General features: G+C 33.0%; 14 protein-coding genes and 3 pseudogenes. All 17 read left to right on the top strand.

All coding sequences use genetic code 11. The features are described from left to right. Position 1: 1 nt before the first annotated feature. Positions 2-646, top strand: a complete 645-nt coding sequence (locus BN2667_RS05185) for an ABC transporter ATP-binding protein (RefSeq protein WP_054252270.1) — start codon at positions 2-4, stop codon at positions 644-646. After that, complete coding sequence (locus BN2667_RS05180; RefSeq protein ID WP_054252269.1) at positions 639-1,436, top strand: ABC transporter permease; 798 nt, start codon at positions 639-641, stop codon at positions 1,434-1,436. Before BN2667_RS05185 ends, BN2667_RS05180 begins: the two co-directional genes overlap by 8 nt. Before the next feature lie 3 nt (positions 1,437-1,439). Further along, the gene (gene rlmD, locus BN2667_RS05175) at positions 1,440-2,567 is read left to right on the top strand and encodes a 23S rRNA (uracil(1939)-C(5))-methyltransferase RlmD (RefSeq protein ID WP_054252268.1); all 1,128 of its coding nucleotides are present in this window, start codon (positions 1,440-1,442) and stop codon (positions 2,565-2,567) included. Positions 2,568-2,796: 229 nt separating this feature from the next. After that, positions 2,797-3,570, top strand: a complete 774-nt coding sequence (locus BN2667_RS05170; RefSeq protein WP_054252267.1) for a replication initiator protein A — start codon at positions 2,797-2,799, stop codon at positions 3,568-3,570. Then, complete coding sequence (locus BN2667_RS05165; protein ID WP_054252266.1) at positions 3,567-4,394, top strand: ATP-binding protein; 828 nt, start codon at positions 3,567-3,569, stop codon at positions 4,392-4,394. Before BN2667_RS05170 ends, BN2667_RS05165 begins: the two co-directional genes overlap by 4 nt. Continuing rightward, on the top strand, positions 4,387-4,872 hold the full coding sequence (locus tag BN2667_RS05160; RefSeq protein ID WP_002839711.1) for a PcfB family protein: 486 nt from the start codon (positions 4,387-4,389) through the stop codon (positions 4,870-4,872). Before BN2667_RS05165 ends, BN2667_RS05160 begins: the two co-directional genes overlap by 8 nt. Further along, the gene (locus tag BN2667_RS05155) at positions 4,869-5,603 is read left to right on the top strand and encodes a phage antirepressor KilAC domain-containing protein (protein ID WP_054252265.1); all 735 of its coding nucleotides are present in this window, start codon (positions 4,869-4,871) and stop codon (positions 5,601-5,603) included. The genes BN2667_RS05160 and BN2667_RS05155 overlap by 4 nt, the downstream gene beginning before the upstream one ends. Next, positions 5,596-7,392: a VirD4-like conjugal transfer protein, CD1115 family gene (locus BN2667_RS05150; protein WP_054252264.1), complete on the top strand. Its 1,797-nt coding sequence runs from the start codon at positions 5,596-5,598 to the stop codon at positions 7,390-7,392. Before BN2667_RS05155 ends, BN2667_RS05150 begins: the two co-directional genes overlap by 8 nt. A gap of 18 nt (positions 7,393-7,410) precedes the next feature. Beyond that, the gene (locus tag BN2667_RS05145; protein WP_054252263.1) at positions 7,411-7,686 is read left to right on the top strand and encodes a hypothetical protein; all 276 of its coding nucleotides are present in this window, start codon (positions 7,411-7,413) and stop codon (positions 7,684-7,686) included. Positions 7,687-7,888: 202 nt separating this feature from the next. Continuing rightward, positions 7,889-8,191 carry a hypothetical protein gene (locus BN2667_RS05140; protein WP_461786644.1) on the top strand — a complete coding sequence of 101 codons (303 nt, stop codon included), beginning with the start codon at positions 7,889-7,891 and terminating at the stop codon, positions 8,189-8,191. A gap of 1 nt (position 8,192) precedes the next feature. Continuing rightward, a pseudogene (locus tag BN2667_RS09185) lies at positions 8,193-8,321 on the top strand (Maff2 family mobile element protein); the annotation flags it as partial. A gap of 716 nt (positions 8,322-9,037) precedes the next feature. Then, entirely contained in the window at positions 9,038-10,906 is a 1,869-nt protein-coding gene (gene ltrA / locus BN2667_RS05135; protein WP_263434030.1) for a group II intron reverse transcriptase/maturase, read from the top strand. Between the two features lie 153 nt (positions 10,907-11,059). Further along, positions 11,060-11,158: pseudogene (locus tag BN2667_RS09180) on the top strand (Maff2 family mobile element protein); the annotation flags it as partial. Positions 11,159-11,210: 52 nt separating this feature from the next. Further along, positions 11,211-12,032 carry a VirB6/TrbL-like conjugal transfer protein, CD1112 family gene (locus tag BN2667_RS05130; protein WP_242848717.1) on the top strand — a complete coding sequence of 274 codons (822 nt, stop codon included), beginning with the start codon at positions 11,211-11,213 and terminating at the stop codon, positions 12,030-12,032. A 9-nt stretch (positions 12,033-12,041) separates the two neighbouring features. Next, the gene (locus tag BN2667_RS05125) at positions 12,042-12,332 is read left to right on the top strand and encodes a hypothetical protein (protein ID WP_054252261.1); all 291 of its coding nucleotides are present in this window, start codon (positions 12,042-12,044) and stop codon (positions 12,330-12,332) included. 1 nt (position 12,333) lies between these two features. Further along, positions 12,334-12,744: a PrgI family protein gene (locus BN2667_RS05120; protein ID WP_054252260.1), complete on the top strand. Its 411-nt coding sequence runs from the start codon at positions 12,334-12,336 to the stop codon at positions 12,742-12,744. Then, positions 12,656-15,059 (top strand): annotated as a pseudogene (locus tag BN2667_RS05115) (VirB4-like conjugal transfer ATPase, CD1110 family). The gene BN2667_RS05120 and the pseudogene BN2667_RS05115 overlap by 89 nt, the downstream one beginning before the upstream one ends. Position 15,060 lies beyond the last annotated feature (1 nt).

The raw sequence follows: 15,060 nt of genomic DNA, 5'->3' as shown, positions 1-15,060 counted from the left end.
GATGAAAGACTCAAATTTATTTAAAATAGAGAAAGTAAAATTTAAAAATATTTTGTCTATAGATGACTTAGAAATAAAAGAAAATAAAATTACCTGTATAGTTGGCCCAAGTGGAAGTGGCAAATCAACTCTTGTAAAACTTTTAAACAAGATGATTTCTCCAGACTCTGGAAAAATTTATTACAGGGGCCAGGACCTTGACGAAATTAATTCAATAAACTTAAGGCGCAAGGTTTTAATGGCAAACCAAAGTCCAGCTATTTATAAGGGAACGGTTAAAGATAATTTATTAATTGGCCTAAAGTTTTCTGAAAAGCCCTTGGCATCAGATGAGACTTTAGAACAAATACTCTCTGATATTAAAATAAAAAAATCTCTAAATGACCAAGTTGAAAATCTTTCTGGCGGAGAAAAGCAGAGAATTTCCTTAGGTAGACTTCTATTAATGGACGGAGAAGTTTTAATTTTAGACGAGCCATCATCAGCCTTGGACCAAGATACAGAGGCCTTTGTTATGGATTATATTCTTTCTTATGTAAGGACAAAGAACAAGTCTCTCCTAGTTGTAACTCATTCAAAAAAATTAGTCCAAGACTATGCTGATGCTCTAATAGAGATAAAAGAAGGAAGAGCTATTTATGAATAATAACTTAGACATTAGCCTGTACAGGCTGGCAGCTGCCTATATTTTTGTCATAATACTTTTAATAATAGTTAGAAAAAAGAAAATTTCTAGGGAAAAAGAAATACTCTTAGCCAGTTTTCGAATGACTGTTCAATTGATTTTGGCAGCCTATCTTTTAGTTTATATTTTTAAGGCCAATAACCCTCTTTATATAATTCTTCTGACCTTGGTAATGGAGGCCTTTGCAGTTAGAAATATAATTAAAAGGACCAAGAGAAAGCTTTCAGAAGACTTAAAAAAAGTTATCGCTTTTTCCATTGTTACATCGACTTTATCTTGCCTAATGTATTTTATCCTAGTGGTTTTAAATGTAAGGCCCTGGTATGACCCAAAAACTTTTATTCCAATAGCAGGTATGCTAATAGGAAACTCTATGACAGGAATAACATTAGGAGTAAATAATTTGTTGGAAGGCATACACGCCAACAGAAATCAAATTGAAAGTGCCTTGATGTTAGGCGCAAAGCCCAAAGATGCAGTAAAAGAAATAGTCGACAAGGCCTTTGACTCAGCAATAATCCCAACAATAAACTCCATGCTAGGCATGGGCATAGTATTTTTGCCAGGTATGATGACAGGCCAAATCCTATCAGGCCAATCGCCACTAGTAGCAACCCGCTACCAAATAGCAATAATGCTGGGAATTTTAGGAGCTGTATCTTTAAGTGTAATAATCTTTGTCCATCTTGGATCAAAGACATTTTTTAACGACAAAGACCAGTTTATATTAGAAATAGAAGAGGAGAAGTAGAATATGCTTTGTAAAATAATGGACAGGTGTGGAGGTTGTCATTACAACCACGACAACTATCCCTTGTCCCTAGAAGGAAAAGAAAAACACATAAGAGAACTTTTTCCAAATGAAAATATTGAAGCCATAGAAGGTGAGTGGAATCCATATTATTACAGAAACAAAGTTCACGACGCCTTTGCCTTTGATGGTAGGGAAGTTATTATGGGCAAGTATGAAGAGTACACGAAAAACGTCTTAGAAATAGACTCATGTTTAATCGAAGACACCAAGGCCCAAGAAATAAATGCTACAGTCAAAGACCTGGCCAAGTCCTTTAAGTGGTCAATTTATGACATAGATACTAAAGAAGGACTTCTAAGAGGGTCCCTAGTTAGAGTTGGCAAAAGTTCCAAGGAAATTTTACTAGTAATAATTGTAACAGATTCAATAATCACATCATCAAATAACTTTGTTAAGGCAATAAAAAAAATTCACCCAGAAATCACATCTATTGTCTTTAACATAAATGACAGAGACACATCAATGATAATTGGCAAGAAAGACCTTGTCGCCTATGGAGATGGATATATTTTTGATGAATTATTAGGATTATCTTTTAGAATATCTCCTCAATCATTTTATCAAGTCAACTCAAGGATGACAGAAAAATTATACAAGACAGCCCTTAAGTGGGGCGACTTTAACGAAGACGACACTCTTGTTGACGCCTACTGTGGCATAGGAACAATCTCCCTCTATGCCAGCCAGTTTGTAAAAAAAGTACTAGGAGTAGAATCAAATCCCCAAGCAGTCAAAGACGCAATTTATAATAGCAAACACAATAAAATAAAAAACACCTACTTCACAGCCATGGATGCAGGCCTTTATCTACAAGATTTAAAAGCAAATAAGGTAAAAGTCGATGGCATAATAGTAGACCCAGCCAGAAGCGGCCTAGACGAAAATGCCATCAAAGGCCTTTTAGACCTTCAAGCAGAAAAAATAATCTATATATCCTGCAACCCTTATGCTCTTAAAGAGGACTTAGAAAAACTAAGTGAGAAATATAAGGTTGAAAAGATGAAGGGTTTTGATATGTTCCCGTGGACCAGCCACGTCGAGACTATAGCGTTGATACAAAAGATGTAAATATAGAAATCCTGCATTTTAAGCAGTTTTATAAGCATTTTGTCTTCGATAAAGATGAAGAAGGATACGTCAAAAAGACCCAAAAAAACTACATGGACGTAAGAGTAGTTTTACAACTGGTATGAGGAGACACAAGGAAAAATATAATAAGATAAAACCCATTTTATACTTTCTACAAGAGTAGCTTAAATAAGGCTGCTCTTTTTTATTTTAAAGAGAGGAGGTAGGAATGAATTTTGATTATTTTTATAATAGGCAATCTGAGATGTATAACTTCATTAGGTTACCTATGGTATTAATGGAAGATGAGGTTTTTGAAAGCATATCTATTGAAGCTAAAGTTTTGTATTCATATATGCTTAATCGAATGGGTCTTTCATATAAAAATGGCTGGATAGATGAAGATGGAAAAGTCTTTATCTACTACACAATTGAAAGTATAAAAGAGCAATTTAACTGTGCTAATGATAAAGCCTTAAAGATTATAAATGAGCTTGATACAAAATCAGGAATTGGATTGATAGAAAAGAAAAGACAAGGACTTGGAAAACCAAATAGGATATATGTTAAAGATTTTATGAGTGTTTTCTCTGATTCAAATAATAGAAATCCAGATTTCCGAAAAGCAGAAGTCCAGACTTCCGATAATCGGAATTCAAGAACTCCGAATAACAGACTTCAAGATTTCCGAAAATCGGAAGGTAACTATAACAATATTAGTAATAATGAGTTAAGAAAGAATGATTTTAATAAAGGGCAAAAGCCTTATGGAATATATAAAAATATATTTTTGACTGATGAAGAATACAAGGACTTAACAAATGAGTTAGGAAGCAGAATTAGTGAATACATTGATAGGCTTTCGTCTTATATGAAAGCAAATAACAGAGATTATCAAGATCACAAAGCAACAATAATCAATTGGTATCTTAATGATCAGGCAAAAAACATTAATGAAAGTTCAACAAGAAAAATGAATTACGATATAGGAGAGAGTTTATGAAAAACTTAAAAGATTTTGTATTAAGAGAAAATGATATTGAAAGAAATGGACATATTTATTGCAAGGTATGCGGTAAAAGGGTCGATGGAGAATTACTTGACCTTGGATTTACAAAGTTTATTCCAAGAATTAAATGTGAATGTGAAATAAAAAGAGATAAGGAAAATGCAGAGAGAGAAATATTGACGAGAATATCATCGCTAAAAAGAGATTGTTTTTCATCGCCGCTCCAACACCAATATACTTTTGAGGAATTCCTAAATGAAAAAGGTCAAGCCTATAAGGTTGCTTATAATTATGCCAAAAGTTTTGAGCAAATGAAGGAAGACAATGTTGGACTTTTATTTTATGGAGATGTTGGTAGTGGAAAAACTTATCTTGCTTGTTCTATTGCAAATGAATTAATTGAAAGAGAACAAGTTAAAGTTAAGATTATGAATTTATCTCAGGTTATAAATCAAATACAAAAATCTGCATTTAAGGTTGATTCAAATGAAATAATAAGTAACCTCTCTAATGTTCCTTTGTTGATCTTAGATGACCTTGGAATTGAAAGGGATACATCTTATGCAAGAGAACAAGTATATAACATTATAAACTCAAGATACTTAAAGGGTAGGCCGACAATTTTTACCACAAACTTATCATTGGAAATAATTCAAAATCCAAATATTGACCTTGAGTATCAGAGAATATATTCAAGAATACTTGAAATGACAATACCAGTTAAAGTTACGGGAGAAGATTTTAGAAGAAAAATTCATCAAGAGAAGTTAAGAAAATACAAAGAGTTACTTTTATATGGAGGTGGAATAGATGATTAATGAAGAAGTATCTAGGTCGAGTCTTAACCTTGAAGTAAGACTTGCAAAAGCAACGAGCAAGGCAATTCTTGATGCATTAAAGAAAGTACACAAGCAAATAGAGGAACAAGGAGGCTTGAAAAATGTAATAAAAAATAACGGAGAAGAAGTAAAGCTAAAGGATATGGTAAAAAAGGGACAGTTAGAAGAAATTAATCTAAAAGATCCTGAGTTAAAAGAACTAAAGAAAATTTTAAATAAACACGGAGTGAAGTTTTCTGTAATGAAAGATAAGGAAACTGGTAACCACTCTGTGTTTTTTCAATCTAAGGATATAAAGGTAATGGAACATGCTTTTAAAAAAGCAGTTAAAGCTTCTGAAAAAAAGGCCGATAGAAAAGATTCAATAACAAAGACAATAAATAAGTTTAAAGATATGGCTAAGGACACCATCAGCAAAGATAAAGTTAAAAATAAACATAAGGAGCAAAGCTTATGATAAGTGATTTAAAAACATTTGAAAATAAGAATTTTGGGAAACTCACTGTTATAGAAAAAGACGGTGAGTTTTTCTTTATAGCAAATGAAGTAGCAACTATGTTAGGATATGTTAATCCAAGAAAAGCTATTTATGACCATGTAGACGAGGAAGATAAGGGTGTAACGAAATGGAACACCCCTGGAGGAATACAGAATATTTCAATAATTAATGAATCAGGATTGTATTCACTTATCCTTTCATCAAAACTACCACAAGCAAAAATATTCAAGGCTTGGGTAACGAGAGAAGTCTTACCAAGTATTAGAAAAAATGGAGGATATATAGTAGGGCAAGAAAAGAAAACCAATGAAGAGTTACTTGCAGATGCAATTTTAGTAGCCAATAGAATTATTGCTGAAAGGGAAGAAGAAATTGAAGAATTAAGACCAAAGGCAGACTATTATGACAAATTAGTAGATTATAACCTACTTACAAATTTTAGAAATACTGCCAAAGAGTTAGGAATACCACAAAATCAGTTTATAAGTTTTTTAATGGATAAGGGATTAATTTATAGAGATAAGAAAAAGAAGCTCTTACCTTATGCAGATAAGAATAAGGGATATTTTGAAGTAAAAGAATGGGTTGATCCACTAGGTACACTTGTAGGCATACAAACATTTATAACACCAAAAGGAAGGCACTACCTACTAATTTTATTAGATAGTGAAGGTTTTTACGATGAATAAGATATTGGAAGCTATTCTTTCTGATATTAAAAACCTAATTAAAATAGACAACCCAAAGAAATTTATATTATCAAACATTCCTTATCTATCATTTTTCTACATTGGAAATATCTTTTCTAAGCACATAAATTCTTATGTAGGAGGAGATATTATTGATAGAATAATGGTGGGGATTTCTGATATAGGAACTTTATCTTATGTACCAAGTCTTAATCCAAGGGACTTATTAGTAGGTATTTCAGTTGCTGGTCTTGTTAAGCTAATTGTTTATAGCAAAGGAAAAAATAAAAAGAAATATAGGCAAGGCAAGGAATATGGATCTGCAAGATGGGGAGAAAGCAAGGATATTGCTCCATACATTGACCCTAAGTTTGAAAATAATGTTCTAATAACTAATACTGAAAGACTTACAATGAACTCAAGACCTAAAAATCCTAAATATGCTAGAAATAAAAATGTATTAGTAATAGGTGGTTCTGGATCAGGTAAGACAAGATTTTATGTAAAGCCAAACCTAATGCAAATGCACTCTTCTTATGTAGTAACAGACCCTAAGGGAACACTTGTGTTAGAGTGTGGAAAAATGCTCTATGAAAATGGATATGATATAAAGATATTAAACACAATAAACTTTAAAAAATCTATGAAATACAATCCCTTTGCTTATTTGAGAAGTGAAAAAGATATTTTAAAGCTAGTCCAAACAATTATTGCTAACACCAAGGGAGATGGAGAAAAGGCAGGAGAAGATTTCTGGGTAAAGGCTGAGAAACTATATTACACTGCCCTCATCGGTTATATCTATTATGAAGCACCAGAAGAAGAAAAGAACTTTAAGACACTTTTAGATATGATTGACGCAAGTGAAGTCAGAGAAGATGACGAAACCTATATGAACCCAATTGATAGGCTCTTTGAAGCTCTTGAAAAGAAAGACCCAAGTCATTTTGCAGTTAAGCAATATAAGAAATATAAGCTGGCAGCAGGAAAAACTGCTAAGTCAATTCTAATATCTTGTGGAGCAAGACTAGCACCTTTTGATATAAGAGAGCTTAGAGAGCTAATGAGTGAAGATGAATTAGAACTCGATAAAATTGGAGATAGGAAAACTGCTTTATTCGTAATAATATCAGATACTGATGATACTTTTAACTTTGTAGTATCAATAATGTATTCTCAATTATTTAATCTACTATGTGATAAGGCAGATGATGTGTATGGTGGTAGACTTCCAGTTCATGTTAGGTGTCTACTTGATGAGTTTGCGAATATAGGCTTGATTCCAAAATTTGAAAAACTAATAGCGACAATTCGTTCAAGAGAAATATCTGCAAGCATAATTCTACAAGCACAATCTCAATTAAAAGCAATATATAAAGACCATGCAGATACAATAGTTGGTAACTGTGACTCTACACTCTTTTTAGGAGGAAAAGAAAAAACAACAGTAAAAGAATTATCAGAAACCTTAGGAAAAGAAACCATAGACCTATATAACACATCAGAAACAAGATCAAATCAAAAATCTTTTGGACTAAATTATCAAAAGACTGGCAAGGAACTTATGAGCCAAGATGAAATAACTGTAATGGATGGTGGTAAGTGTATTTATCAGTTAAGAGGAGTAAGACCTTTCTTATCTGATAAATTCGATATTACAAAGCATAAAAATTACAAGTTATTGGAAGATTATGATAAGAGAAACTTGTTTGATGTAGAGGAGTATTTAACAAATAGAGATAAGGTAAAGTTAAAATCAAGTTATAAAATAAATAGGTTAAACATTTGAGTATATGGAGAAAGCAAAATGTGTGAAAATAGAAAATCATCTTTAATTATATTAAATATAAATGGTGAGCAGTTTATTCTAGAAAGTGATACAGAACTCACTATGGATAAGAAAAATTATATTCAAGCAATATGTGAGACAATGTACGATGAAAGTAATGAATGGTATGAAGATATATATGATATGTCCCCATATGATATAGCTGATCTATTTGAAAAAACAGTAAAAGACGAAGTAGGAATAACTGTTACATTTAAAGCGATAGACCTTGAAGTATCAATTTTAGAAGACTAGAAATAAGGTATTAATGAGCGATAGAAATTAAAAACTCTATCGTCTTTTTTTATACTCAAAATTAGGAGGTTAAGATGGTAAGGATAAGAAGTCCCACTTAAAACAATTTAATATATAAGACATTTAGCGATTGAAATATAAGTTCATTCGCTTTTTTAATTGAAATTTTTAGAATAAGTAGAAGAAATTAATGGATAGAGAAATGATAAATATTAATGCAAATTTAGTTAAGGAAGCTGAATTCTCAGAATTTGAAAAAGATGGAGAAAGTGTTCAAGTAGCAAATTTTGCTCTTGTTAAAAAATATGGAAAGGACAAAGAATATACAAATTGCTCAGTATATGGAGAAAAGGTAGAAATTGCAAAAGAATTTGAAAAAGGAGATCTAATCCATGTCTTTGGATATTTCAAAGAAAACAAAAAAGGAGATAAGGTCTACAAGAACTTTATAGTTAAATCACTAAACAAAATAGAAAATAAAGAGAAAGAAAACGAGGAGGAATAATATGGAATTTTTTACAGCTGGAGTTGGAGTTTTAAAGACACTTGTAACTGCAATTGGTGCAGGTTTAGGAGCATGGGGAGTTATTAACTTAATGGAAGGTTATGGTAATGATAACCGTGCGACACGTTCATAAGTGAAAAGCTTATGCACTAAATCGAAGGACTGAAAGTTCAAAACTTAGGAGAACTGGCAATCTGATAGGTAGAATGACGGGGTAACGCCCTGAAATGCCTACACTGATACTCCGATTGGCAATGAATATTAGACTATTTCATTGTCAAAAGCTCGGTGAAGTCGGCAGAGAGTAGCCGTAAGACTGATATTAACATCAGACACGAAAGCTGTTCAGAGGTGGACGGTGCTACCTATATGTCGGGTGTCGAATACGCATGGTGAGAATGTGTATACCAAAGTACTGACGTACTTCCGAATGTAAGGGTCTAAACGTTTGAATTTGCCTAACGGCAATTCCCATCAAAGATGGGGTGTTTGTGGATGAGTAAGAATGGTTGTTATGAAAATCCATATATCGTTACAGGCGATATGGTGAAAACTAAACACAGGCTTAGAGGAAGAACCTAAACGTATGCAAAGATAAGATTGTCGGAACGTGGTAAGCCAAGAGCATGGAAGCAGTCTAATGCTAATGAAGTGTTGAATGGGAAAATGACTGAAAAAAACAGCATATAACCGTTCTTTATCTTGGTGAAAGCGGTGGCACAGTACCTATGAAGCGAAAATAATAAGTTCGTGGAGGGATAGCCACCAGTCACAGGAAAGTACAAGAACTGAAATTAAGACAAACACAGCTTCGAGTATGACAAAGAAAATCAAATCCGAAAGGAGATGGTGACTGTGTCCACTTCGAAACAAACACTGAAACAAAGCAAAATCCGTTATACGGAATACTATGACTTGCAAAAAGTCCTTGATGATTTATATGAAGATAGCAGTAAGAATAAAGTATTTTCAAATTTAATGGAGTTGATAACTTCAAGAGAAAATATAAAACTTGCCTATCGCAGTATCAAAGGGAACAAAGGAAGTCATACAGCCGGAGTAGATGGCAGAACAATAAAACATCTATCAAGGCTAAATGAAGAAGAATACATTTCTCTCATACAAAAACAGTTTCATTGGTATAAACCACGCCCTGTAAAGAGAGTGGAGATACTAAAGCCTAATGGGAAAATAAGACCTTTAGGAATACCGACTATTGTAGACAGAATTGTACAACAATGTATCTTGCAAATATTAGAGCCGATATGTGAAGCCAAGTTTCATGACAGCTCCTATGGGTTTCGACCTAACAGGAGTACGGAACACGCTATTGCAGAATGTGCGAGACTAATGCAGATACAGCACTTACACTATGTAGTTGATATTGATATACAAGGATTTTTCGACAATGTATATCATGCAAAGCTCATAAGGCAACTTTGGAATTTGGGTATCCAAGACAAAAAGCTACTTTGTATCATTAAGGAAATGCTGAAAGCAGACATAGTTATGCCCGATAAAAAGGTAATTACACCAACAAAGGGAACACCACAAGGCGGTATATTATCACCGCTACTATCTAATGTAGTCTTGAACGAATTAGATTGGTGGGTTTCTTCTCAATGGCTGACAATGCCCACGCATTATCCATATAAACAGAGAACGAACAGTCAAGGAACAGAGATAAAAAGCCATACCTACAGAGCTTTAAGAACAAGCAACCTAAAAGAAATATACATTGTAAGGTATGCTGATGATTTTAAGATATTTTGCCGTAATTACTACGATGCAAAAAGAACCTATCAGGCAGTTACAAAATGGTTGCAAGACAGATTAAAACTAAATGTAAGTGAAGAAAAATCTAAAATAACAAATCTAAAACAAAAGTATTCGGAGTTCTTAGGTTTCAAGCTGAAGGTTAAACCAAAAGGCAAAAAGTTTGTTGTACAGTCGCATATAAGTGATAAGGCACTGAAAAATGCAAAAGAAGATATTTCTAAATGTGTTGCGGATATAAAAAGACCTGCAAACAAAAAGGAACAGTACAAAGCAATAGCCAAGTATAATGCCACTGTTTCAGGCTTGCATAATTACTACCAAATAGCAACAAATGTAAGTTTGGACTTTGCTAAAATAGCCTTTCACATTAAAAAGCAGATGAACAACAGACTTGATATTAAAACCAGTGGAACGCTAAACAAAGGATTTATCAAAGAAAAATATGGAAAAAGTAAACAGCTTCGCTTCCTTAATGGACATCCGCTAATTCCAGTTGGATATATTAGGACAAAGGACGCAAAACACAAGAAAAAGGTTGTAAATAAATACACTGTAAAGGGCAGAGCTTTTATTCATAAAAATCTGCAAATTGATGTAGATACACTTGTTTGGTTGATGAGACATCCTGTGCTTGATAAAAGCATAGAGTTTGCAGACAACAGAATCTCGCTCTTTGCAGCTCAATATGGCAGATGTGGAGTAACAGGTGTAAAACTTATACCAAACGACATACATTGCCATCACAAGATACCGCTTGAACAAGGCGGTACAGATAGTTACAGCAACTTAATTCTTGTTACAGAAGCAGTTCATATACTCATCCATGCAACAAAAGTAGATACAATCCAAAAATATATAAAAGAGCTTGGGTTAACAGTCAAGCAGATTGAGAAATGTAATAAGCTTAGAAAAATGGCAGAACTGCCACTAATTTAGAGAAAAAAATAATTTGTTACGAAGTGTGTAAGTCTTAGTTAAAACGTGAAAATCTTTCTTGTGATGGAACGCCGTGTGCGGTGAAAGTCGCATGCACGGTGTGAAGTGGGGGAAAATCCGGAGATAACATCAAAGGATTACCTATCACTATCTGGTGCTAAATCTCAAGGTATTAAGCAGCTTATGGCTGGTGGGGGAATTGTACTAATCGGTATTAAATTAATTCCACTACTTGCAAATGTTTTAAATTAGGAGAAAGTCTATGTTTGGTATCTTTGACAAGCTAACTGAATTTTTTTAGGATATGCTACTCGGAGGTATCAAAGCAAATCTTGAGTCCATGTTCTTAGATATAAATGACAAGGTAGGAGTTATTGCAACTGATGTTGGGAAGACGCCAATGGGTTGGAATGGAGAAGTATACAACTTCATAAAAAACATGAAAGATAATGTGATTGTCCCAATAGCAGGTCTTATCATAACAGCAGTTTTATGTATTGAACTCATAAATATGGTTATGCAAAAAAATAATATGCATGATACAGATACTTTTGAGTTTTTCAAATACATTATAAAGATGTTTATAGCAGTCTACCTTGCAAGCCATGCCTTTGAATTTTCAATGGCAGTCTTTGATGTGGCACAAAATCTTGTAAACAAAGCGGCAGGGGTAATCACTACTTCTGCCACTGTTTCAGGAGATCAGATAGTTGCAATGGTTGATACATTAAAAGAAAAAGAAATAGGTGAGCTGATAATGATATTAGTTGAAACAAGCCTAGTGAGGATTGCAATTCAATGTATATCTTTAACTATTACCTTAATAGTATATGGGCGTATGTTTGAAATATATGTCTACTCATCAGTATCATCCATACCATTTGCGACTATGGGAAATAAAGAATGGGGTCAGATTGGAACAAATTATATCAAGGGACTTTTTGCCTTGGGACTACAAGGTTTGTTTTTGATGATATGTTTAGGTATCTACACCGTTTTAATAAGAACGGTACAGATTACAGATATTCACGCAAGCTTGTTTAGTATATTAGGATATGCTCTACTACTTGGACTTATGATGTTTAAGAGTGGAACAGTTGCAAAAAGTATTATGAATACGCACTAGGAGGAATAAATGTTAAAAAAGAAAAATTATGCTTTATTAGGACTTGGAATTTTATTGGGAGGAACTTATGAAATCTTAAAAGAGAAGAAAAGAAATGAAGAGATTAGAAACTTAAAGAGGAGAATAAATAGACTCGGAAGATGTCACAATGAATTTGTTATTTATCAAGGAGAATACAATGACAGAAATGAAGAAAAACAAGAAGAATTAGAAGAAAGAATTAGCTACCTAGAAGAGGAAACAACATCTAATTATGACCATATACTTGAACTTTCCAAAGAAGAAGTAGAGGGAGATTAAAATGGCGTATGTACCAATACCAAAAGATTTGGACAAGATTAAAACAAAGGTTGCCTTTAACTTAACTAAAAGACAACTTATAGGTTTTTCTATGGCAGGACTAATTGGCATACCAACCTATTTATTTATGAAGAAATATCTACCTAATGATGTTTCAATCATTGTAATGCTAATAGTAACCCTGCCAATCTTTTTTATAACCTTATATGAAAAAGACACCTTAACTTTTGAAAAGTATTTTAGATTTTTCTATCTTCATAAGTTTTATCAACCAACTAAGAGAATAAGAAAGGAGGCATACCTTGAAGCAAAGAAAAAAGCAAATCAGCGACTTAAATCTAAGGGAAAAACAATTAAAAAAAGACAGAAAGGAAGTAAGAAGGCTAAAAACAAAGAAAGAACCAACAAATAGTCTACTAAGTGTACTTTTAAAGAAAGAGAAAAAGAGATTTACTGTTGAGGATACAATTCCCTATATAAGAATGTTACCAGAGGGCATTTGCCAGTTAGATGAAAAAAATTATTCAAAGACAATTTCATTTCAAGATATAAATTACCAGTTGGCATTGGAAGAAGACAGAGATTTAATCTTTAACCAATTTGCCAACTTTTTAAATTCTTTTGATCCAAGTGTCCACATTGAACTTTCATATGTAAATCAATTAGGAAGAAATAGAGACCTACAAGATGCAATTAAAATTGCTGATAAGGGAGACTTCTATGACGATGTAAGAAAAGAGTTTAGGGANAATGTTAAAGCTTCAACTTGCAAAGGGCAATAACGGACTTAAAAAGATGAAGTATATAACTTTTACCACAGAAGCAGATAACCTAGAGCAAGCAAGAGCAAAGTTAAATAGACTTGAAGTAGATATTTTATCTAACTTTAAATCTATGGGAGTAAGAGCAGAAAGCCTTGATGGCGAAGAAAGGCTAAGACTTGTTCACGATATGTTAAATCCAGACAAGAACTTTGGTTTTTCATATAAAGATTTGAAGAAGAAAGAGTCTACAAAATCACATATAACTCCCAATATCTTTAATTTTGCACCAGCAAATAATTTTAAATTTGGGAAATTCATTGGAGCTGTAAGCCATTTTCAAATACTTGCAAGTGAGTTATCAGACAGAATGTTATCTGAGTTTTTAGATATTGATGACAATATTTATGTAGCTTTTCATATAGATGTAGTTGAACAAGCAGAAGCTATTAAACTTATTAAGAGAAAGAACACAGACCTAGACAGAATGAAAATCGAAGAACAAAAGAAAGCAGTTCGAGCAGGATATGATATGGATATTATTCCATCAGATATAAATACTTTTGGGGCTGATGTTAAGTCCATGTTATCTGACTTACAAAATAGAGATGAAAGGCTCTTTGTAGTATCTATAGTAATGATGAATTTTGCAAGGACTATTCAAAAATTAGAAAACACTATTGCTCAAATCTCATCAATTGCTAACAGACATAATTGTCAGGTAAAAAGATTATCTCATCAACAAGAACAAGGACTTGTTTCTGTCTTACCTCTAGGAGTTAACCAAGTCGAGATAAAAAGATTTTTAACTTCATCATCAACGGCAGTATTTATGCCTTTTACGACAGAAGAGCTATTTATTGATTCGGCAAATTCTTTGTACTATGGCTTAAATGCCCTTAGCCAAAACTTGATTATGGCAGATAGGAAGAAACTAAAGAATCCTAACGGATTAATATTAGGTACACCAGGTTCTGGTAAATCTTTCTCGGCAAAGAGAGAGATGGCAAATGCAATTCTTGTAACAGACGATGATGTAATTATTTGTGATCCTGAGGGCGAGTATTCAAACCTTGTAAAACAATTTAATGGAGAAGTTATTAAAGTTTCGGCAAAGTCAAAGGACTATCTAAATCCATTAGATATTAATATGAACTATGGAGATGGGGACGCACCTTTAAAGGATAAGGCAAACTTCATAATGTCTATGCTTGAACTTGTAGTAGGAGGATCTGGTCTTACTGCTGCAGAAAAATCTGTTATAGATAGGTGCTTACCAAAGATATATCAAAAATATTTTGAATACCCAAAACCAGAAAATATGCCAATATTAGGAGATTTATACGATATGCTCCTATCCCAAGAAGAGGGAGTTGGTAGAAAACTAGCAACAGAAATGGAAATTTATGTTAAGGGAAGTCTTAATGTCTTTAATAATAGGTCAAATGTTGACCTAAATAGGCAATTGCTCTGTTTTGATATAAAAGAGCTAGGAACACAACTTAAAAAAATAGGTATGCTTGTAATTCAAGACCAGGTTTGGAACAAGGTTTCCCTTAATAGAGGAAGCAAGTCTACAAGATACTATATAGATGAGTTCCACCTTTTATTAAAAGATCCACAAACTGCTTCATATTCAGTAGAAATCTGGAAAAGATTTAGAAAATGGGGTGGTATTCCAACAGGCATAACTCAAAACGTAAAAGACCTTTTAACAAGTCAGGAAATTGAAAATATCTTTGATAATACAGACTTTGTTCTAATGTTAAATCAAGCATCTGGAGATAGAGATATTCTTGCTAAGAAATTAAAAATATCGCCTTATCAGTTAAACTATATTACTAATTCAAACGCAGGTGAGGGACTATTATTCTTTGGAAATACTATTGTTCCATTTATAGATAAATTCCCTAAAGACACAATGTTATATAAGCTGATGACAACAAAACCAGAAGAAGCTAAGTAGG

Source organism: Neofamilia massiliensis, assembly GCF_001299475.1.
GTDB classification, from domain to species: domain Bacteria; phylum Bacillota; class Clostridia; order Tissierellales; family Peptoniphilaceae; genus Neofamilia; species Neofamilia massiliensis.
Note: the sequence above shows the minus strand (reverse complement) of the source record. Positions and strands in the feature narration are given on the sequence as shown.